Origin of the sequence: Sphingobium sp. R-21 (assembly GCF_049913335.1) — a bacterium.
Taxonomy (GTDB): domain Bacteria; phylum Pseudomonadota; class Alphaproteobacteria; order Sphingomonadales; family Sphingomonadaceae; genus Sphingobium.
This window is the reverse complement of sequence record NZ_CP184376.1, coordinates 132,116-153,011: the sequence shown is the minus strand read 5'-3', so window position 1 is coordinate 153,011 and position 20,896 is coordinate 132,116. Positions and strand designations below refer to the sequence as shown.

Sequence of the window (20,896 nt, the reverse complement as noted above, 5' to 3'; positions counted from 1 at the left end):
CGGCGGCGGGGTGGACGATTCAGCCCGGCATCGGCCCCAAAACCGCTTTTCCCACCGCCCTGCCGCTTGCGACATGGTCATGCGCGCGGGCAAGGTTGGCGGGGGTCAGCGGGCCGAAATGATCGTGCATCGTCGTACGAATCCGGCCCGCGTCGACCAGATCGGCGACGGCGCAGAGCAGCCGGTGTTGTTCGATCATGTCGGATGTGGCGAATTGCGATCGCACGAACATGGCTTCCCAGGTTACCGAAGCGGCCTTCGCCCGCAACGGAACGATATCCAGCGAGACGGGATCGTCGATGATGCCGATCCGACCGCGCGGAGCGATAATCCTGGCGATGGTGGGCCAGTGGCGGTCGGTCCCGGTCAATGCCGCGATATGGGAAACCTGGGAAATCCCGGCGCGATCAAGCTGCGCCCCCAGATCGTCTTTATGATCGATGACCGTGTTTGCGCCCAGCGAACGGACCCATGCGGCGGTTTCGGGTCGCGACGCGGTGGCGATGACGTGAAGGTGGGTCAGCCGCGCGGCAAGCTGGACGAGCATGGAGCCCACGCCCCCCGCGCCGTTGATGATGAGGATGCTGCCGGCGCGCGCGGGGGCTCCTCGTGTCGCGCCCATTTGATCGAACAACAGTTCCCAGGCGGTAATCGCCGTCAGCGGCAATGCGGCGGCTTCCTCGAAGGACAGGGAGGCTGGCATCTTGCCTGCTATCCGTTCATCGACCAGGTGAAGCCGGGCGTTCGTGCCAGGGCGGCCGATAGTGCCGGCGTGAAACACCCGGTCGCCCGGTGCGAACAGGGTCACTTCGGAGCCTACCGCCGTGACGATGCCCGCGCCATCGAACCCCAATATGCGTGGCTGTCCCTTGGGCCGAGCCTTCGAGCGGAGCTTGACGTCCACCGCATTGACGGCGACGGCCCGGATGTCGACCAGAAGGTCGCGGGGACCGGGAAGGGGCTCGGCCACGTCAAACTCCCGTAGCACGTCACTCCCGCCCGGCTCGCAATATCCGATCGCCTTCATTTTCCTTCTCCGCAGCATCGCGTTACCCCCCTTGGTACGGTGTGGAGTGACGCCTGATGATGCGCGGATATAGCCTGGACCCGCACCCCGCCATCTCTCCAGCAGAGTTGGGTCATGACGCCCAAAGCATCCCTGGAACGGGGTGCGGCAGGGCGAATGACGTCCATCAGGAGACTTGCCCAAAGATGACCGCCATCTTGCCCCCTATGGGTATGTCTGTTCCTTCCACCGTTACGCGTTGACGATAACCCACGGGATGGAAAATCTAATCCGGGCGCGGTCAGGCGATCGGCCCGGCGCGCGCCTCGACGGGAGAATGCATGATGGACGATCTTGTGGCCAACAAACGACTTGCACACGAATATCTGGAGCGGATCGGCACGGGAGATGTCGACGGCGTCGTCGATCTCTTCACCGACGATGGCGCCATTATCGTGGAGAGCAAGACGTTGCTGCCGCCGGAAGTGCGGGGCAAGGACGCCATTCGCGCCGTCATCGCTTCATTGCCGCAGATTTTCCCGGAAACGGGTCTGCGGATCATCATCGACGACGTCACGGCGGAAGAGAACCGCGTCGCTGTCCGTGCGCATTCGGATGCCAGGCACGTGTCAGGCAAGATGTATCAGAACCGCTATCATTTCCTGCTCTATTTCAAAGACGGGAAAATCGAGCGTAGCCATGAATATCTCGACAGCTTGCATCTGACAGATGTTTTCTTCGATGGCGCGCGACCGGACTGATTTTTGGGAGCGCTGAAGGAAAGAAATCCTTCCGATATCTAAAGCACCTTCGCGAGATCGTCCGACGGGTCAGCAGGGAACTGTGCGTCATATGGGCGCTTCCGCCGCCCTTGTGTTCCGACGTCCCGGCTGGCCGTGTTCATTTTTCTGCTCATGGCAAGAGGACGTTCCATGCTGGTCAATTCGATGCGTTATACAGGGATGCGCCTAAAGCCGGGCAGCACAGAGAAACTTCAAATCATAATCAAGGGAGGGCCAATTGGCGTCATCATCAAACAGGCAGCAATTTGCTCGCGCATTGCTGGGATCCGCGGCGTTGATCGCTGTCGTTGTCAGTGCAGATGCGGCGGCGCAGAATGCGCCGGCGGATGCAGCCAGTTCCAACGACATCATCGTCACGGCGCGCAAACGGTCTGAATCGCTGATCGCGGTTCCCGTCGCCATCGCCGCCGTGGGCGCTGAAGAATTGTCGCGCAGCGGCATCAACGGCGTGGACGGCCTGGCTCGCAAGGTGCCTGGCTTCATCGTCGGCGAAGGCGGCGGCACCATACAGGGCGGCAGCATTTCGCTGCGCGGCATAAGCGCGGCGGACAGCAACCCGCTCGGTGACCAAGCCGTGTCCTTCAACATCGACGGAGTGCAGGTCGCCCGCGCGTCGATCCGCCGGATGGGAGATTTCGACGTCGCTCAAGTCGATGTCATGAAGGGGCCGCAGGCGCTCTTCTACGGCAAGAACAGCCCGGGCGGCATCATTTCGATGCGCACCAATGACCCTACTGATCGCTTCGAGGCCGGTGGAAAACTGGGCTACGAAGTTGTCGGGCATGAGTGGCGGGGGGAGGGCTATGTCTCCGGCCCGCTCACCGACGGATTGGGTGCGCGCCTTGCATTCTATGGCTCGGACATGCGGGGTTGGGTCAAGAATGCGCTGCCCGACGGCACGCAGTTCAAGCCCCGTGACCCCTATGGCCCTGAAAACAAGGAATATGCCCTGCGCGGAACCCTGAAATATGATCAGGGTGGCCCGTTTACCGCAAGGTTCAAATTGTCCTACAACCGCGCCAAAGGGCAGGGCTTTGCCGCGAACTATCAGTTCGTCGACTGCCCGGCAGGCGTCGCTCAAGGCGCCCCGTTCGATGACTGCAAGGCGAATAATCGCATTACGACCGCCTCGCTCGGGCCGGATTTTGCCAAGCTTCCGTCCACGATCAACATGGGTGGCATTCTCAGTCCCTCCGACTATGGGGACGGCGAGGGCTATAATCGCCAAAGCCAGTGGCTGAGTGGTCTTGAACTGACCTATCGCATCAGTGACGAAGTCAAGATCACGTCGGTTACCGGCTATTATGACCTCGACCTCATCAACCGATCCAACTTCAATGCCGCCAGCATACCCAGCTTCATCCTCGGCAGTATTCAGGCGCTGAAAATTCGGGAGTGGAGTCAGGAACTGCGGCTCGAAACCGACATTGATGGTCCCATCAATTTCATGGCGGGCGGGCAGTTTCAAAAGAGCCAGGCGGAGTCGGCGTCGCTGGCGGCGTTCGGCGCTATCGCCGGACAGCCTTCACTGTTCGGCGCAGCCCGTCCTTCGCCCTTCCCTGCTGCGCAATATTATCTTAAGCAGAAGGGCCATGCCTATTCGGTATTCGCGCAATTGCAATTCAAGCCGATCGAGCAACTGGAAATTTCGGCGGGCGGTCGTCTCAGTTCGGAAACGAAGCGGCTCACGTCGGTCATCAATTTCAACCACGAACTGATCGGAGCCGTGCCCAGTCTTTCGAACGGGCGCAACAAACGGGACTTTGACGATTTTTCACCGGAAGTGACCGTTAGCTACCGTCCGACCAACAATCTCACCGCCTATGTAACCTACAAGCAGGGCTTCCTGTCGGGTGGTTTCAACGGCGGGTCGTTCAACGCCAATGGCGACCTGTCCTATCGTCCGCAGCGCGTTGAGGGCTGGGAAGCCGGCGTGAAGGCGAGAACGGCGAACGGCAGGCTATCCGCCGAATTGGCGCTGTACGATTACAAGATCAATGACCTTCAGGTTCAGATCACGACCCAGGGCACGATCCAGGAACTGCGCAACGCCGGCAAGGTGTCATCGAAAGGCGCTGAATTCAGCCTGAATTATCGACCACCCCTCGATGGCCTCAGCCTTTACGGCAACGTGGCGTATCAGAAGGGCAGATATGATGAATATTACGCCACCTGCTATGCCGGGCAGGCGTTCCTACGTCCCGGCACAGGCATCGGGCAATGCGCTCAACAACCCAACCCGAACAACAGCAACATCGTCGGCTTGCTCCAGAATCTGAGCGGTACGGAGTTGGTTCGCTCGCCCGAATGGACGGGTAATGCCGGCTTCATTTTCGACACGCCTGTGTCATCGAACATGAAGTTGGAATTGAGCAGCGGCGTGAACTACAGTACCAGCTATATCACCAGCCCGGTTTCACAGCCGCGCGCCCGGCAGCCGAAGTTCGCGACTGTTGACGCCACATTGCGGCTGGTGCAGGTGGACGATAAGTGGGAATTCGCGATCATCGGTACGAACCTTACCAACAAATATACGTTCGTCCGTGGTATCGACACGCCCTCGGCGGCCATTCAACCTACGCGCTTGGCAGACACAATTGCGGTTGTCAGCCGTGGCCGCCAGGTTATGTTCCGGGCGGGGTTCAAATATTAACCTGGTATTGAACGGGGGGCTGGACGCATTGGGCCGTCCCCCGTTGTCTCCCTCGATGTGATGTGGAGCCTGCCCCAACAAAGGAGCAGATAAATGAGGGAGAATTGAATAGGTCCCTAGGTGTTCAGTCCCGGCATCTTGGACTTGTCCCGGTTTTGCGCCGGTCACCTATCTCATTATGCGACCTTGGCCTCAAAGGCGAGCGGGCTGATGCCGCCCAGATATGAATGTCGGCGGCGGGTGTTGTAGAACCCGTTGATGTACTGAAAGATAGCGGCTTCTGCCTGACGCCGTGTCGGCCAACTCTGCCGCCAGATGAGTTCGGCCTTCAGAGATTTGAAGAACGTCTCGACGGACGCATTGTCGTAGCAATTTCCCTTGCCGCTCATTGAAGGACGCAGGCCGTAGGCCTGCAATTTCTTTTGATAATCGTAAGAACAGTATTGGCTACCGCGATCCGAGTGGAAAAGGCAGCCCTCTGGGGGCTGGCGCAGGCGCACCGCCATGTCCAATGCCCTGATCGCCAGGTCCTTCTTCATCCTGTCGCTGACTGCCCAACCAACGACGCGACGGCTATGCAGGTCGAGAATGACGGCAAGGTAGAGCCAGCCTTCCGACGTCCAGATATAGGTGATGTCGCCCGCCCATTTACAATTGGGTGCATCGGCGGCGAAATCGCCATCCAACCAGTTTGCCGCAACACCCAAGTGATGGTGACTGTCCGTCGTAACTTTGTGTTTGCGCGTGCGGACTGGCTTGATCCCGTTGATCCTCATAAGCCGCCCGACCCGGCGCTCGCCAACATCGAGCCCTACCTCTTTCAACTCCATCGTCATCCTCGGACGACCGTAGCTGCCAAGGCTCAGGCGATACTGTTCCCTGATATGGGCCAGCATTTTCATATCTGTCCGTTCCCGACAACTGATCGGGCGTGAACGCCAGGAACGATAGCCACGCTCGCTGACCCCCAAAACGCGACACATCAATTCCACCGGCCAACGGTGCCGCCAACTATGCACAAAGGCGAACCTCACGGCCTTTGGCTCGCGAAGAACTGCGTGGCCTTCCTAAGAAACAGCCATATCAGGCTCCGGTGTCAGTTCCTGAAGCGAGAAGCCAAAGGCCTTGGCGCGGCGCTGGAGGTTGCCGATCACCCGGCTGCGATACCGCTCTTCATATTGGGTGGCGCCGGGATCATGATACGCCATCCCGAAGCGCAGGCTGTTATAAAAAAGGACAGCGATCTTTCGCGCCGTTGCGGTCACGGCTTTCGCCTTTCCCGCTCGGGCAGATAACCGCCGGTAAAACGCGCCCAGCGCGGTGTCGCTGCGGCCGATCGTGGTTGCAGCCAAGCGCAAAAGTGCCGCCGCGCGGCTCGACGATCGCCGTGTCTTTGATGACAGCAGCTTGCCGCCCGATATCTTGTTACCCGGCGCCAGGCATAGCCAGGACGTAAAATGCTTTGAACTGGGCCAAGCCGAAAGGTCGGTGCCGCACTCGCCGACGAGCTTGAGCGCCAGAGACGGTCCGATTCCATGGATCTGTGTCAGGTCCACGCCCAGCACGCGATAAAGCGCGGACCGGACCTCGAAGTCAGGCGCGTTCACCTGCCGTCTTTTAGTCCGGACTTTGGGGAGGCGGCGGATATCGTGCCCCTTGTCGATTTCGAGCGCCTTGAGCGCGACCTCTAGCTTACGATCGCATTCGAGGATTTTGGTCTGATAAAAGTCGTACAAGGCCAGCGACTGGCAGAGTGCAAAGATGTGCTCATCCCGCCAGTTTCCCGACAAGGCGGCGCAAATGGTCTCCACGGACGCGTGGCAACGGACGTCGCGCATTTCCGCCAGCGTGATGGGCGTGCGTTCGCCGGCCACAATGGCCCTGATGATCCGCATGCCCGTAACCCCGGTGATATCGGAAACGACGTGATGAAGCTGCACGTTCATCTCCATCAGCGCCTTCTGCATGTGCTGGATATGGGACGCTGCATATTCGATCAGACGCTCGCGCTGCCGGAGGTAAGAACGCATGGTCGCCACGCCCGCCTCAGGACGGAAGCTCCCTCGCAATAGCCCATAGCTGTGAAGGCGTTGCAGCCAGGCCGCATCGCTGACATCGGTCTTTCGGCCCGGGACGTTCTTGGCGTATCGGGCGTTGACGAGAATGACGTGAAAGCCGTGCTCCTCCAGCACTTCATAGGCCGGGATCCAGTAAACGCCGGTGGATTCCATCGCCACGCTGGTGACACCACTCGCCTTGAACCAACGGGCCATATCATGCAGCTCGCCGGTGAACGTGCCAAATGCCCGCACGGGATTGTCGTCCGCCTGCGGATTAATGGCCGCCAAGTGCATGGTCGAGCCGATATCGATGGCGGCGGCGCCAGGGTTGACCATGGACAAAGCGTCTGAACCTGGGGATTTTGCTCCTGTCATTCCATGTCCTCCTTCAAAGCGGAGGGTATGGGCTATGCCAACCGTCATCTTCCTAATCGGGATCGCCGCAGCACGGCGTCACCACTCTCAAGTACGCAAATGCCCACGGGCCACGTTTTTTAACGGGGTATCATGCCTCCAATAAGCGAACGGCCGCGACCCTCCTAGCCAACACCATAGCACGGCCCGTTTCTACCCTGCACAGGCGGGCTCAGCCGGGGACCGTTTTTTAGCACTTCCCTCTCCTCCCGGAGCACACGGTTCTCAAGGCGAAGGCGCTCATTCTCACGCGCCAGATCTGCCTGCGGCGCTGCCACCAGGTCAGGTGGCCGATACTGCGACACCCATTTGCCCAGCGTCGACTTCCCTATCCCCAAATCCGATGCAACCCGGTCGCGGGGTAACCCGCTGGTCAGTGCAATCCGCACCGCCTCCTGCTTGAACTCTTCTGTATGCTTGATCATCTCGTCGGTCTCCTGTTGCGAGCTCTAATCGCTCAGGTGACCGGCACAAAACCGTTACAAGTCCAGTTTGTACTTCGGCAATATCGATGTGAAAGAACCCGATGGGGTAGCGCTTGAAGCTGACGCTTTGGCTTATCGCCCTCGATGTCCGGCAGACGGGATATGCCGTGCCGCTGGAGGCAGCGGCGCAGCGCTGACCGGGTCAAATGCGGGATCGACGGTTGCAGGGCATAGAGGCAGTCGTCCAGCGGCAGCAGTGTGTGTCGTCGGAACGCCACAACCATCGCCTCCTCGGTTTCCGACAGGATCGTTGAATGAGGGGCCTTCGGCCCGGTCTTTAGATCGTCAACCGTCGTTCGCTTGCGCCACTTCGCGACCGTCTTGGGATTGATCCCCAACTCCCGGCTCAGCGTCGCAAGCGAAGCCTGCGATCGCTGTATTGCTGCTCGGACGGCGTGCGTGGTCGCGGCGCTCCCGTGACGTACCTGTCCCATAATGCTTCCTTCCATTCCAACGAAAGGATCGCACCATCAAACCGTGGGATCAAACAACTAGGCGCCTTACCGACTGGGCGATCTATTCCGCTGAAGAATCTGGTTCTGCTCCATAGAGCGGACGCGCTCATTCTGCTGCTGCCGCACCTGTACGCCAGCGATCTGCTCCCCTTTTTCGATCCTGACCGCCACCTCTTCCTTGCGCCTGTCGACAAACCCGCGCTGCCGATCCTCATCCTGCGGGAACCTGCCCGCCGCGATGACCAAGGCGTGGGCCACATGGCTCTGCGCGCGCCGAAGTGCAGGATCCTTGGCGTTTTCTGCGTGGGATTGCCGCCGGAATCGTTCGGCCAGGTCGAGGCTCTGGTCCGGCTTCTCCTTGCTATCCCGCACCTGGTTTATGGTTCGCTGCGGCGGCTGCTTCCGTTCTTCGACTGCCTGCGGGCGTATAACCACCGTCCCAGCCTGCCGCGCAATATCCCGACCGGCGGCGGCACGCGTTTTGGCATCCGGCTTGTAGCCTTCGATCTCCAGCCCCTGCGCCGCGGCTGCCAGATAGGCTGCCCGTTTGAAGTCCGCGTCGCCGTTGATCTTGATGGAGGTCCATCCATTGGCCTTGGCAAGGCGAACCAGATCGGGGAGGGCCGAGGAATCGCGGGCCTTGATCCGGTCTGGCGTCACAGTTGCGATCGGATTGCGGTCGTGCGCGCTCCGGTAAAGCTTGTCGCCCACGCGCAGAAACCGGCTCTCCAGTTCCTGCGGCATCTCCATATCCGGGCGTTTGCGGGCACCGGGCTTTTGGTCCTGGGCGGTCGTTGGGTCATCAGCCATTTCATCGCTCCTGTTCAATTAAGCCCACGGTACCGTGGTCGCGTTGGTCGGTTTCGACGTCGATCAGCATGTCGGGAAAATCCGAGATGATGATGCAGTCCATGGCGAAGGTATGTGGGTCGGGGTTGGCCAGCTGGCTGGCATCGGGCAGCACGCAGGGAGGAAGCTCCTCGTCATCCTCAACAATTCTGACGATCGGCTCGACCACGGGTGTTGGCATGAGGCGCCGCGTGAAATGCGGGTCAAAAAAATAGCGGATCTTGTCGCCGCGAATGGGCGGCATGCCGCCGCGCAGCAACAGCAGTTCGTCGGCAGGGAATTGCATCAGCTCCTGCGGCAGCAGCAGCGCCCGGCGATGGTCCGACATGGATTTGGACCGATTGGCGAGGATACCGTGGATGGTCAGCGATCGGGTGACCGATTCCTGGCCGATATAGCCGATCCGCTCCGACAGCTCATTGGCGACCTTCAGTTCCTTGGGCGTGAACGCGACTTCCACCCCACAGTTGGCAACAATCTCGTCCGCCACATGCTCGCCATAGACGGCACGAAGCTGAGAGCGCGACTGGATCACCGGCAACAAGCGGATCCCGTAGCCCGCGACATACGAAAAGGCGTTCGCGATCACCTGGGCGCGGCCGAGCCGGGCAAATTCGTCGAGCAGCACCAGCACCTGAACCGGCGTTTGCGCATCGGGAAGGTCGCGCACGTTAAGGTCGATCAGCTGCTGGAACAGCAGGTTATAAAGGGGGGCCACCCTCTCCAGCTCATCAGGCGAAACGCCAAGATAGATAGACATAGGCTGCACGCGCAGCGCACGAAGGTCGAAATCGCTTTCTTCCGTGGCGGCATCGACGCGCGGATTGAGCCAAAGGCTGAGCTTGGAGGTCACCGTCTGGACGATGCCGGCAAAGGTGTTTTCAGCGCCTGAGGTGAAATCGGCAAGCGCATTGCGGCATCCCGTCGATAGCCGCAGCGTGGGATCATCAAGCGCGCTACGGAAATAACCGCGCGTGTCCCCGTTGGTCATCAGCCGATAGATGGCGCCTATGGTGAAGGGCTTGTCGGACTGCGCGAGATAGGCGCCGACCCCGACGAAGGCCGTGCGTGCAGAATCGGTCCAGAAGGGTTCTCCGCGCTCCGGCGGCACGAACAACATGCTGGCAATCTTCTGAAGCTCGATGATCACCTGGTCGGGATCGTTCCGGTCGATATAGGACAGCGGATTATAGCGTGCCGTCCGACCTTCAGGGTCGGTCGGATTGAAGAGGTAGACGGTCTGCCCATGCTTCGCGCGGAAGCCGGCTGTCGCCGCGAAATTCTCGCGCTTCACGTCGAGCACGACGACCGAGCCGGGCCAGCTCAACAGATTGGGGATGACGATGCCGACGCCTTTGCCCGACCGGGTCGGGGCTTCCACGATGCAATGCTCATTGCCAGCGAAGATCAGATAGCGCCCGGCTTTCTTTCCCAGCACAATGCCATCATCGCCGCGGAAGCCATTGCGGCGGATTTCACTTTCCCTGGAAAAACGTGCTGCGCCATGCAGCGGCGGCTTGCGGGTGACGAACCAGTAGAGCAGCAGGCCAGCGAGCAGTGACCCGGCCGCCAGCCCGCCGAGCAGGGCTTGCCGAACAATGGGGTCGCCGCGGTAATACCAGAAGAAGCGTGGCATCTGCAGCGGATCATAGGTGGTTGCCGGCAGACCCAATATGAACCAGGCGACGATGGACCCGGTGAGAAGCAGCAGGAGCAGAGCGATCGGCGTGCCGATCGCCAGCGCCCAGCCGCGATTAGGCTGCGTGCCGCCCGGCGGGGTCATAATAGATCTCCGTCACGCGAAACTTGCCTTGCACCTTTTTCATCTGGACCACCACGTCGACCAGGATCTTGAGCAGCGAGCGGATGTCGTCGCGCGCGAGATCGGCGCCGCCCTCGCTCTCTTTCACCAGCAGGGTCAGCTGATCGAACGCCAGTTCGGCGGACGCGGCGTGGATGGTTGTGATCGAGCCAGGATGGCCGCTATTCACATTGCGCAGGTAGAAGAACGCGGTCCCGTCGCGCAGTTCCTGCATCAATATGCGATCGGGCCGCATTCGCAGCGCGCTTTCCAGCAATTCCTTGGCGGTGACCTTGGCCGTGCCCTGGCCATCCTTGCTATAAGTCATGTGGACCACGTTGCGGTGGGGCACGACCAGCTCGCGCGTGTCCTCGATCGTCAGCAGCCGCTCCTCTTCGGGAATGAGCTGGATCAGCCCTTTGGCGAAGGTTGTCTTGCCCGAGCCGGTCGCCCCGGAAATGAGAATGTTTAGGCGGCTGCGCACTGCCAGCTCGAAAAAGGCGCTATGCTGCCCTTCGCTGAGTAGAGCCAGCAGCCGGTCCTCGGTTTCGCTCATGCCCCTCGCGGCGACCTTCGTGTCAGCGAAAAGGCCGCCTGCCTCAAAGTCAGACAGGCTCAGCGTCTTGGTGGAGGGTTTGCGGATGGTGATGGACACCGTTCCGTCCGGCGCGACCGGTGGTGCGACGATCTGGACACGTTCGCCGGTCGGAAAGATCGTCGAGCAAATCGGGGTTTCGCGAGTTACATCCTGCGAGGTGAAGGCGGCGGCAGCGGTCGCCAAGATGTTGAGGCGGGGGAGGGTGAGTTCCTCTTCGACCTCCCAATTCCATCCGCCCTGGCGCTCGACCGCCACCTCGAGCGGCCGATTGATGACGACCTCCGTCACCGCGTCGTCATCGAGATATTTGCGCAGGGGCGCGATCGCATCATCAAGGATGGCGGTGTTGCGGAAATGGGTGATGCTCATCGCAGCGCCAGTCCATAAACTTGCGAGAAGTCGAAATCCTGCGCCACGGTGATGGACAGGTCTGTGCCCTGCGCAACGCGCAGCACGGGCTTGATCTGCTGTGTGTCCTGAAGGATGGTCGAGGCGGAATCCGAGGGTACCTGGGTCACATTGCTACCCGAGCGGCCTACTGCGGTCGATGCGACCGTGGACGCATCATCCAGGATGCTGAACAGCAAGGCCGAACCGAACCGGTCCCAGAAGAAACGATCAACCTTGCCGCCAATACCTGCACGCCCCAGGCTGTCGGAAGCGGGCGAGGCGATGTCGATGGACACACCGCGCGGTGTGACGGCGCGGCTCCACATGGCGAACAGGCGATATTGCCCGCGATTGAGGCCACCTTGATATTCGCCGAAGACCCGCGTTCCCTTCTCCATCAGCACGACGCGGCCATTATCCGAATAAATGTCGCGGGGAATGATGCAGGTGGCATAGCCGGGCACGCTGCTATCCATGGCGGTCTGCAGCGTGCAGGGGATGATGCTGCCGGCAGTGACCAGATAATTGCGATCGCCGATCATGCGGGCGCTGGTTCGCCCCACTGCCGAGGTGCGCTTTAGGGCATCGAGCGGCGTCGCGTTGCTGGCTGCGCCTTGTGGTTCGCCTTGCTGGGGCATCTCATCGCCGGGCATGCCGAAACGAGCCCCAAGCTGCTGACCCGAAGTGCCATTATAGGCGATCAGCGTTGAACGGCGGGCAGAATCCTGCAATTCCTGCGCCTCAGAGGCGCGGCGCTGGGCCGCGGTTTGTGCTGAGCTGTGCGCGGTGCTTCCGCCTATTCCGGTACCCGCGATGGCAGGAACCTGCTCCCCGGTGAGATGAACAGGCGCGTTCGGATCGTGGGGAGCGTTCTGAAGGGTAGGGGCGATCACGGTTTCCGGATCATAGGCGACATCTGGAGCAGGGGGCTTCGCCTTGATCTGCGGCATTTTGTCATTGCCCCCAATGCCCGCAGCAACGGTGAGGGCAGCGAAAAGGAGCGACCCGCCCAGGGCCCCCACGACGATCATCTTCTTCGTGTCCCACTGGACGCTCTTGAGGGACGGGATACGATTGGGCCGGTCGACCGCCGGGGCCTCCCGGTCGATCTCATTGATGTCGGGCGTCGCGTCGACGTCGAACCGCTTGTCGTTCACTTCTCGTCCTCCGTCGTGCGCCGGGCCACTTCAGACGCGGTGTCCGTCTTGGGATCGCGGCCGTAGAAGCTGGGATTGTCGTTATAAATGCAGAGCACCACCTTCCCCCGGCGCAGCCGCAGCTGACGGAACACCCCATGGATGACGACGAACTCGTCGCGCACGTCGAAGGAGGCGGTCGCTTCGCTGCCGTCGGGGTTGATCGTGAAGATCGCTGGGATTCCGCGCTGATTGGGAAAGCGCAGCACGGTAAACTGACCATTGTCTGTCACTTCCGACGGTTGGATTTCTGACGATCCCTGCACGGTATAGGCAAGGTTGCGCTTGCCCTCGAGCACGCCAAGGTCAAGAGCTGTCTTGATCGCACCGTTCTGCTGCGCCAGCACTTGCGCCAGTTGTTGGCGGGCAACGGCGTCACGGCGGGCTGCGGCTTCCTGTTCTGGATAGCGCATGCGGACCTTGAAAAAGGTTTGCGCGCCTCTAGAATTTGCTACCGCAGAGAGCGCAAAAGTATAGTTGCGCTTCTGCCCAGCATAATCGGTGACGACGATGAGGTTGGTTCCACCGGCCCTCTCGCGCGGCTTTATGAACAGGGAGTTTTCGGCCGGGGCAACCTCCCAGGACACAGTATCGCCCATTGCGACGAATTTTATGGTTTCGCCTTGCGCAAATTCAATCTGAGTGGCGGTGCGGAAGGCACTGCGAATGGCGATCACGTTCTGATCGCTATAATTGACCTCGCGCACGCGATGGTCAGCGAGAACTGGGCGCGGGGTGTTTTCCGCGATGGCAACGATTGGCGTGACCAAAATGGCGGCGGCGAGCAGAATGCTAGATTTCATTTTCCGCTCACCTCCGCATCTGCGCGATAGGATTTGACCTGGAAACCCAGCGGATTGGCGTAACGGCCAGCCTCGGATTCCGGCTTGGACATCACATCGAAGGTGATGGTCGCTATCGCAGGCGTTTCAGTCGCTTGGCGTTCCCGTTCTAAGCGCTTGGTGAAACGGACCTGCGCGACGCTGGGCGAAATGAAGGATACGGCTCTCACCGACACGAATACGGTGTCACCTGCGGACAGCTGGTTCTGCGGGGAATCCGGGTTGTCCTTCTTGTAGAAGGCGATCCAGCGGTGCTGTTCTTCAGGCGCGGATAGCGCCAAAACCTGATTAAAATATTCCTGCCGAGCCTGCGGTATCCAGCCTTCGCGTGCCCTCACATAGTTTGCGAGGAAATATTTTCGGACCGCCTCATCATAGGTGATCGACTTGTCGCCGCGAAGCTGCTGCGTCACCTCGGTCGCCCCGGTCGAGCGATCGACCGTGACCACATAAGGCACGACCGTTTTGAGGGGCGAGAGCATTGCGACCGAACCGATGCCCACCAGCGCGATCACGCTTGCGGCACCGGCGACGATCCATGCCAAGCGCTTGGACCGGTTCGCGGCAACGAACCGCTCACGGTCCCAGCTTTGCGCTTCAGCGAAATAGGATTTGAGATCCTCGGCGCTATCTTTGACTCCGATGGCCATGGTCAGCAACTCGCATAGACGGGCTGCGGCCGCCCATCGTGAACAGGGGTGGGGGACGCAGCGCTGATCGGCGGGACATTGCTGTCGTCGGTCGTCGATCCGCTGGCGCTCGGCGATACCGATGACGGGAATAGTTGTGTCGGCTTGGCCGTGGATGCAGCGCCTCCCGCTGCGCGCGATGGGAGGCTAGGGAGGACAGTTCCATAGGGATTGGCGGGGCGCTTCGACTGACCGTTGCAGCGCGGAACCTTGGCTTCCTTCGCCGCGAAGGCGACCGTCGCGCAAGAGAGGGAGAGTAGCGCGGCAAGGACGATAGTTTTTTTAATGTGCATGGCGTGGTTCTCCTATCGCGTCCGGGTGAGCGTTCCGCCCCGGCCGCCATTGCCGCTGCCGCCAAGCCGGCGGGCACTGTCACCGGTCATGCGCATACCCTGCATGGGAATGCTCGCCATGGTGCGACCAGCGGCGGGGACAAAGTTAGCGGTGACCGCGTTGGCAAACTGCGCTGCCAATGCCGGTCCGCCGCCGCCCAAGCCGGACGCCAGGCCTGGGATTTGAAGGAAGAAGAAAAAGCCGAGCACGTAGAAGGACAGGGCCTTCATTGCTGCAATCAGAACTTCGTCTCCGTCGGATATCGAATTTATAAACGTATCGGTCGTTTGTGAGATGAAGAGGGTCACCAGCAGGGCGAAAACCACCAGCATGACGTAGCTGATCGCGGAGCCGAGCCACGAGAAGAACCAACCGCGCGTGGAATCGAACAGCAGTGCTGCCACAAAAAGCGGCCCCACAACGGCGAGGAGGGCGAGGGCAAAAAGAGCGAACGCGCAGATCGTGAATCCCAGCGCGCATGACAGGAGAGCAACGAGGAGGATCGTCAAATTTGCGAAAGCGGCTAAGATGATCTCAACGAAGTTATTGGGTAACCCGACCAGATTGACACCTGCTGCGTCAGTGTGGGCCTGAACGATTTCTTCTATTTTTGTAATCGCTCGGAATGCTCCTTGCAGAAGTGTGTCGAAATATCCCCCCAACCCATTTACGTCAGCGCCGCCGAGAGCATTGGCAAATTGTCCTGGAAGTCCGTTCATAGTGAACAGACCGATCGAGGCTCCGTAAAGAGAACTTACAGCCCAGCTGAGAGCCGCCAATTTCAGCGCACGGTAGACGAACTCACGGGCTGGATATTGCACAGCTCCGCGAAGGATCGCGCCACCCAGCAAAATGATGTAGATAGTAATGCCAACCCTGAGCGGGCCGGAAATTATCCCAATCACAGACGAATACAGTCCGATGATCCCTGTCAGGGCTCCGTTCACTGCGTCCATCATGTTTTCAAAGATTGGGAAATTCATCTCTAAAAATCCGTTTGCGTTAAATGCCTATCTGCTTCTTCATGTTTTCCCGCTGCTTTGCCTGAAGATTGCGGTATCGCGCTGCGTTGGCATTGTTACAGTTTTCCGTTACAACGGCAGGCCAGCTCGAAATTGTCCGTTGCGAAGATTTCCATTTTTCGCACATTGCTTCAACCTTCCCAGCTTCCTTGGGATTTTCGGCAAGGTATTTAATTGAGCGAAGTGGCAGGTCTGACCTGAGATCGTCTCCAGTCTGCTGCTTTTCAGACGGCGTACAAGCCAGCAACGTCGTCACCGATAAAACTGTCAAAGCATTGGTGTATCGCATCAGTCTATGCCTGCCTGGGATTTGAGGTTCGCAAGTTGCTTTTGCCGTTGTGCTGTATAGCTTTGGTAGTCAGCTTCAGCCTTGGCCCGACGTTGCAGGTCCACAGCTTGAAGGGCCATCATGTCGTTGGTCATTTGCGCCTGTTCCAGCTGAAGTCTTGCGCTCATGTCCGCGCGCTCTGCGGCAGAATTCGCGCTGCCGAGCCGGGAACGGAGTTCTTCCAGCCCCTCGCGCCGGCTCGTAACTGAGTCCCCGACCGACCCTGCCAGGCCCGCGGTTACGGCCGCTTGCCGGGCACCCGTTTCATAGTTTGCCCGGATGTCTGATGACGCGTCTGGCGATAGCTGGTCCATCAAACCTTGGAACACGCTGTCGGACCGACCGCGCAGCCGTCCAATCAAATTGAGGTCGCCGCTGGCATATCCGTCGAGACTCGATGACGATACGTTGAGTTCGCGCATGGCGTCCGTCTGTAGTCCGCCCGCAATGCGTCCGATGTCGGTTGCCTTGTTTATGTCGCGGTAAAGGTCCTGTGCTTGGCGAAGCTGGGCTGCGCCCTGCGTCAACATCGACACGCCTTGCCGAACCTGCTCCAGTTGCTGGAACAGGCTGCGCGTATCCGTGACTGGAATGCCCTGCGCCTGCGCACTGCCTGCGAAGGCGAGGAGCGATGCCCCCGCCAGGAGATGCCTGAACCTGTAAGAAGCCATAAAACTCTCCTTCAGCTCGCGCGCCGGCGCTGGTGGAAGATTGGAAGCCACGTGGCTGGCGCAGGGCCATGTTCGGCAATGACCTCGCATGCGAGTGCGGTGGTCTCTGCGCGGCCCGACAGCACTGCCAGCTCATTATGCAGGCCAGAAAGGTCGAGCTCGACGACAACCGAGTCATGGCCCTGCTTCACCAGAAATTTGCGCGATTCAGGCGGCAGTTCCTCGCGGATCAGGGCAAACTCTGCCTCGGTCATGGAGAAGCCGTCGATATAGTCGCGGCGCTGTCCGTTGGGATTGGGCAGCATGATCTTGGTTGCCACTTGCTCCAATATGGAATGGCTGATGTCGCTTTTGAGCGCGTCGGCTGGCGACTGGGTGGCAAACACCATGAGTGCGTTGCGCTTGCGGTAAGTTTTGAGTCCGTCCTGCGCGAAGCTGCGGAAGGCACTGTCACCCAGTGCCTTCCAGAATTCATCGATCACGATGATCGTGCGATTGCCGGTCAGCATCTTGTCGATGCGATGGAAGAGATAGAGCATCAGTGGCGTGCGAATGTCGCCGTTATCTAAAAAATCAGTCATGTCGAAGCCGATGAACCGGGCGTCCAGCCGCATTTCATCCGCTTCATTGTCGAAGACCCAGCCCAGGGAGCCGCGTGAGGTCCATTTCTCCAGCCGGGCTCCGACGCCGCTATCGTCCGCCATGCCCAGCATTGTTCGCAGCGCATCGAGCGAACGCGCGGCAGGCGGAAGCTTCATGACGGCGGCGATGCCTTCGTCGATCCGCCGCTCCTCGGCGACAGAGATTGGGCGCCCTTCAACGCGCACCAGTTGCCGGATCCATAATGACAACCAGGCCCGATCCTCGGACGTGTCGGCAAGCGCCTTTAATGGAGCAAAGCCCGTCGGGGTGCCGTTGGCGAGCGTCAGATAGGTGCCGCCACTGGCCGCCACGAAAATTTGCGCACCCCGATCCTTGTCGATGAAGATCTGGCGCGCACCCGTCTTCTCGGCCTGCGCCATGAGGAAATTGACCAGCACGGTCTTGCCGCCGCCGGTCGGCCCAATCACCATCGTGTGACCGACATCGCGCTTGTGGAAGTTGAAGAAATAGGGACTGCGCGCGCTGGTCTTGAGCAGCGCAATCGCGTCGCCCCAGTGGTTATTCTCCGCGCGACCCGCCGGGTAGGTGTGGAAGGGGGCGAAGGCGGCAAAATTAAGCGAGGTGATGGGCGCGGGCCGTGCCCGCCAGGCGAAATTGCCGACGAGTTGGCTCCAATAGGCAGCTTCTAGGGCGGCGCCTTCGCGGGCAGCGACCATGCCGGTGTCTGCAAGAGCGGCCCGCGCGATCGACATATGGTCGCGCAGCGCCTTCAGGCTCTCGCCATAAACGGCGAGCGTGAAATGATGATCGCCCAGCACGAAGCGATTGGACATGAGATCGTCGGCCGCATCGACCAGATCGTGCATCTGGCTGATCGCACGATCATCGGCATTCTCCATCTGCCGCTGGCGCAGGCGGAACCGCTCGGCCGCAGTCGCGCGCCCCAGGAAGGAGAAGGATTGGGTGAGGACGAAGCCAAAATCGACGGCAAGCAGCGTCTCAAACTGCCGGGGCGTCGTATAGGCGGGATATTCGCGGATACCGAAGATGCCGCCGAAGGAACTGCGATCCGCGTCGCGCACCTCGACGGTCTCGCCACCGAAGATGACGCGCTGGCGGTATAGCGCACTCCCGAGGTGACCGCGAATGATCGGCACGCGGCGATGGCGGCCGGTCATGACCATCTCAGCGACCTCCAGCGGCTCAGAGAATTTGAGGCCTCTATGCCCATAGATTGCAAGCCTGCGCGGCTCACATCGGGCCATCAGCTTCTCAAAATCATGGGCCTTGTCCTCCAGGAACTCGACAAGATCCTGATCCACCGCATCGGCATCCGCACTGGCTGCTGCCTTCGATCGGAAGAGCTGGATGAGCTTGTCGGCGCCGTGGGCCGCTGGCCGGACCAGCAGGGTCACGAAGAAGCGGTTGATGAACATCCGCTCTCGGTTGATCCGCGCGAAATAGGCGGCATCGAGATCCTGCGCGAATTTCGAGCGAAAGTTACCGCCGGGATATTGCTCGACCCGCGCCCGCACCAACTGGGTCCAGATCGAGAGCCGGTCGTCCGCCAGGTTACGCAGCATGCCATTGAGCTTGCCGTGCCAGTCATTGAGGTCGCGAACATCGGCGGTCTCGAAGGCGCGGCCTTGAAGCTCGAAGCTCAGCATGAGCGCGCCGGAATCGAGCATGACCATCTCGTCGTTGACGTGGCGCGCATAAGGCAGAAATTTTGTGGGCAGCACCTCTTTGAGGGCCACCTTCATCGGCACCTGTGCAGAAAGGCGGATCGACTTATTCATGACGGCCAAAGCCCTTTCGGGCAATGCCCTTCAGCGGTAGGGGTGTATAGCTCGATCCGCCCCAGAAGACGCGATTGCGACTGGCAGCCTTGGTTCGGAAGAACAGAAACATCAGCCGAAAGGCATTGACGTCCTGCCGGACGACCAACCGGGCGAGGCCATAGCTGACGGCCGCCATCACCAGCGCATAGACGGGATTGTTGGTCCCGATCAGGACGATCGCTGACACGAGGAGGATGGGCACGGCGGCCTCAATCGGGATGCCTGCCCAAAGGGCGGGCCGAGTGAGGCCGAGGAACAGCGTGTCGCGTGCGATCTCTTCCCGTTCCTCTAACAACGCATCCTCCATCTTGCATGTCATGACCAGCCGGCACTTGGCCGAGCGGGTTCAGCATCACGCAGAACCTGCAATCTGATCGACGATCCAGGGCGCCGAAAAGATGATGGCGATGCCGATGATCACGGTCACCAGGCCGCCGGTGTTCACCCGCCCCATAAGCCAGCCCGCGCCCGCGATGATCACCGCAATAATGGCAAGCGCCCGCAGCAGGCCGCTGCTGAGCAGCCCAAGGACATTGTTGGCGAAGCCTTCCAAATTGGCGGATTGGGCAAAGGCGGGATCGGGAGTGACCAAAGCCACAGTGCCCGCGACCCCCAAACCCGCCGCGATCGCCGCTATCTTGCGGTGTCCAGGCTTCATCACCGCGAGGCGGTGCTGAACATTCGCGCGTATGGACAGTGACGATGAGTGCACGATTGCAATTGGGTGCATTAGCTTCCTCCTATTTCCGAAGCGCGCCGGCTTTCATAAGCAGCGCGCGCAAAGACATCCCATGTGGGGGGTGGCGCATCGGCTGCAGCCACTGGCTCAGTGTTGCCGATATTCTCGGCAACAAGATCAGCCAGCATGATCCGCGGCGGCACAGCTCTTTCAGGCTTGGCGGACAATGGTGGCTCAGGACTATAGTTCACCGCGGCAACACCGCTGGATATGCCCGCGTTGTTCATCACGCGGCTAACATAGCCGTTGCGAAATCCTCCGCTGCGCGAACCCGTATTGTACATCGAGAGCGCGACGCGCAGGGCCTCCTGCGGCAATCTCCCGCGGCTCACCTGCTGGTAGTTACCCGCCAAAACTTTGCCCGCCGCCCCGATGTTGATGCAGGGATCGAAGACGCTTTCCCAGGAAAGGCCAAGCGCAGCCATATTGCGCGAATTGATTTGGCCGAGGCCGAGATCGACTGAATAGCCGCGAGCAATATAAGCGCGAGCCACTTTGGCAGCCGCGTCTGCGCTGGATGGACGCACGGGCTGGCGCGCCACACCATTCACATTGAGCGCGAACTGAAAGCCCTTGCTCTCGGTATGGACCACCGCCGCGATCGTGGAGGGAGCGACGCCCGGGGCGCATTGTGCGGCGATCCCCAAAATGGCTGCGGTCGTGAATTGCATTACTGCACACTTCCCAGTGGCGCTGCCGCTTCAGCCTGCGCAACCTCAGCCTCGCTCGGAACTCTGTAGGTTGTTCGGCTGCCATCCGTCATGGTCATGATGACCCGGCCCGGTCTGCCATCATCCGGCTTGATGTATCGGGCGGACTTCACCCCTGCGGCACTACAGGTCGGAAAGCCGCCGCCGAAAGCAAGGGTGCGAAGCAGCTTGCGGATTGGTGGCACGCATTGGGCATATTGCATCCAGCCGCCAGGATTGCTGGCGCATAAAAGCACCTGGCAAGCCCAACCATTGTCCGCCGCGCGCGCGGGCATCATGGAGCCGGAGCCCAAAAGAAGCACCACAGAAGCAACGGAAGTGCACAAGCGATTTCGCATGTTTTCACCTCTCAAGTGAAAACAACCTTAAATCGCAATCACTTGGTTGCCTAGCCCACATTCCGGACCG

19 protein-coding genes and 3 pseudogenes are annotated in these 20,896 nt (G+C 60.3%); 2 read left to right on the top strand and 20 right to left on the bottom strand.

Annotation, left to right across the window (positions count from 1 at the left end; translation table 11 throughout):
* Positions 1-19: 19 nt before the first annotated feature.
* Entirely contained in the window at positions 20-1,027 is a 1,008-nt protein-coding gene (locus ACN9MX_RS22310) for a zinc-binding alcohol dehydrogenase family protein (protein WP_426387795.1), read from the bottom strand.
* Positions 1,028-1,347: 320 nt separating this feature from the next.
* Between ACN9MX_RS22310 and ACN9MX_RS22305 the strand changes: the two genes are divergently transcribed.
* Both ACN9MX_RS22305 and ACN9MX_RS22300 read left to right on the top strand, forming a co-directional pair.
* Entirely contained in the window at positions 1,348-1,767 is a 420-nt protein-coding gene (locus ACN9MX_RS22305) for a nuclear transport factor 2 family protein (protein WP_426387794.1), read from the top strand.
* 316 nt (positions 1,768-2,083) lie between these two features.
* Positions 2,084-4,462, top strand: coding sequence for a TonB-dependent receptor (locus ACN9MX_RS22300; RefSeq protein ID WP_426387793.1), 2,379 nt, complete (start codon positions 2,084-2,086; stop codon positions 4,460-4,462).
* Between the two features lie 176 nt (positions 4,463-4,638).
* Here ACN9MX_RS22300 and ACN9MX_RS22295 read toward each other — a convergent pair.
* The 19 genes and pseudogenes from ACN9MX_RS22295 to ACN9MX_RS22205 all read right to left on the bottom strand — a co-directional run.
* Positions 4,639-5,529: pseudogene (locus ACN9MX_RS22295) on the bottom strand (IS3 family transposase); the annotation flags it as partial.
* A complete protein-coding gene (locus ACN9MX_RS22290; protein ID WP_363829835.1) occupies positions 5,530-6,897 on the bottom strand; it encodes an IS110 family transposase in 1,368 nt (455 codons plus the stop codon). It abuts the pseudogene before it with no gap.
* Between the two features lie 221 nt (positions 6,898-7,118).
* Positions 7,119-7,361: pseudogene (locus ACN9MX_RS22285) on the bottom strand (transposase); the annotation flags it as partial.
* 64 nt (positions 7,362-7,425) lie between these two features.
* A pseudogene (locus tag ACN9MX_RS22280) lies at positions 7,426-7,855 on the bottom strand (IS481 family transposase); the annotation flags it as partial.
* Positions 7,856-7,921: 66 nt separating this feature from the next.
* Positions 7,922-8,686 carry an LPD7 domain-containing protein gene (locus tag ACN9MX_RS22275; RefSeq protein WP_426387792.1) on the bottom strand — a complete coding sequence of 255 codons (765 nt, stop codon included), beginning with the start codon at positions 8,684-8,686 and terminating at the stop codon, positions 7,922-7,924.
* A gap of 1 nt (position 8,687) precedes the next feature.
* On the bottom strand, positions 8,688-10,508 hold the full coding sequence (locus ACN9MX_RS22270; RefSeq protein WP_426387791.1) for a type IV secretory system conjugative DNA transfer family protein: 1,821 nt from the start codon (positions 10,506-10,508) through the stop codon (positions 8,688-8,690).
* On the bottom strand, positions 10,480-11,493 hold the full coding sequence (gene virB11, locus ACN9MX_RS22265; protein WP_426387790.1) for a P-type DNA transfer ATPase VirB11: 1,014 nt from the start codon (positions 11,491-11,493) through the stop codon (positions 10,480-10,482). Before virB11 ends, ACN9MX_RS22270 begins: the two co-directional genes overlap by 29 nt.
* Positions 11,490-12,671 carry a type IV secretion system protein VirB10 gene (gene virB10 / locus ACN9MX_RS22260; protein WP_426387789.1) on the bottom strand — a complete coding sequence of 394 codons (1,182 nt, stop codon included), beginning with the start codon at positions 12,669-12,671 and terminating at the stop codon, positions 11,490-11,492. The genes virB11 and virB10 overlap by 4 nt, the downstream gene beginning before the upstream one ends.
* Positions 12,668-13,513, bottom strand: coding sequence for a P-type conjugative transfer protein VirB9 (gene virB9 / locus ACN9MX_RS22255; protein WP_426387788.1), 846 nt, complete (start codon positions 13,511-13,513; stop codon positions 12,668-12,670). The genes virB10 and virB9 overlap by 4 nt, the downstream gene beginning before the upstream one ends.
* Positions 13,510-14,202: a virB8 family protein gene (locus ACN9MX_RS22250; protein WP_426387787.1), complete on the bottom strand. Its 693-nt coding sequence runs from the start codon at positions 14,200-14,202 to the stop codon at positions 13,510-13,512. The genes virB9 and ACN9MX_RS22250 overlap by 4 nt, the downstream gene beginning before the upstream one ends.
* Positions 14,203-14,204: 2 nt before the next feature.
* A complete protein-coding gene (locus ACN9MX_RS22245) occupies positions 14,205-14,534 on the bottom strand; it encodes a hypothetical protein (protein WP_426387786.1) in 330 nt (109 codons plus the stop codon).
* 12 nt (positions 14,535-14,546) lie between these two features.
* Positions 14,547-15,557 (bottom strand): type IV secretion system protein, encoded by a 1,011-nt coding sequence (locus tag ACN9MX_RS22240; protein ID WP_426387785.1) that lies wholly within the window; start codon positions 15,555-15,557, stop codon positions 14,547-14,549.
* 19 nt (positions 15,558-15,576) lie between these two features.
* Positions 15,577-15,885 carry a hypothetical protein gene (locus ACN9MX_RS22235; RefSeq protein ID WP_426387784.1) on the bottom strand — a complete coding sequence of 103 codons (309 nt, stop codon included), beginning with the start codon at positions 15,883-15,885 and terminating at the stop codon, positions 15,577-15,579.
* Positions 15,885-16,595 (bottom strand): type IV secretion system protein, encoded by a 711-nt coding sequence (locus ACN9MX_RS22230; protein ID WP_426387783.1) that lies wholly within the window; start codon positions 16,593-16,595, stop codon positions 15,885-15,887. Before ACN9MX_RS22230 ends, ACN9MX_RS22235 begins: the two co-directional genes overlap by 1 nt.
* 11 nt (positions 16,596-16,606) lie before the next feature.
* On the bottom strand, positions 16,607-18,997 hold the full coding sequence (locus ACN9MX_RS22225) for a VirB4 family type IV secretion/conjugal transfer ATPase (protein ID WP_426387782.1): 2,391 nt from the start codon (positions 18,995-18,997) through the stop codon (positions 16,607-16,609).
* On the bottom strand, positions 18,990-19,358 hold the full coding sequence (locus tag ACN9MX_RS22220; RefSeq protein ID WP_426387781.1) for a type IV secretion system protein VirB3: 369 nt from the start codon (positions 19,356-19,358) through the stop codon (positions 18,990-18,992). The genes ACN9MX_RS22225 and ACN9MX_RS22220 overlap by 8 nt, the downstream gene beginning before the upstream one ends.
* 33 nt (positions 19,359-19,391) lie before the next feature.
* Entirely contained in the window at positions 19,392-19,697 is a 306-nt protein-coding gene (locus ACN9MX_RS22215) for a TrbC/VirB2 family protein (RefSeq protein ID WP_426387905.1), read from the bottom strand.
* Between the two features lie 71 nt (positions 19,698-19,768).
* A complete protein-coding gene (locus ACN9MX_RS22210) occupies positions 19,769-20,449 on the bottom strand; it encodes a lytic transglycosylase domain-containing protein (RefSeq protein WP_426387780.1) in 681 nt (226 codons plus the stop codon).
* Positions 20,449-20,826, bottom strand: coding sequence for a hypothetical protein (locus ACN9MX_RS22205; RefSeq protein ID WP_426387779.1), 378 nt, complete (start codon positions 20,824-20,826; stop codon positions 20,449-20,451). Before ACN9MX_RS22205 ends, ACN9MX_RS22210 begins: the two co-directional genes overlap by 1 nt.
* Positions 20,827-20,896: the final 70 nt, after the last annotated feature.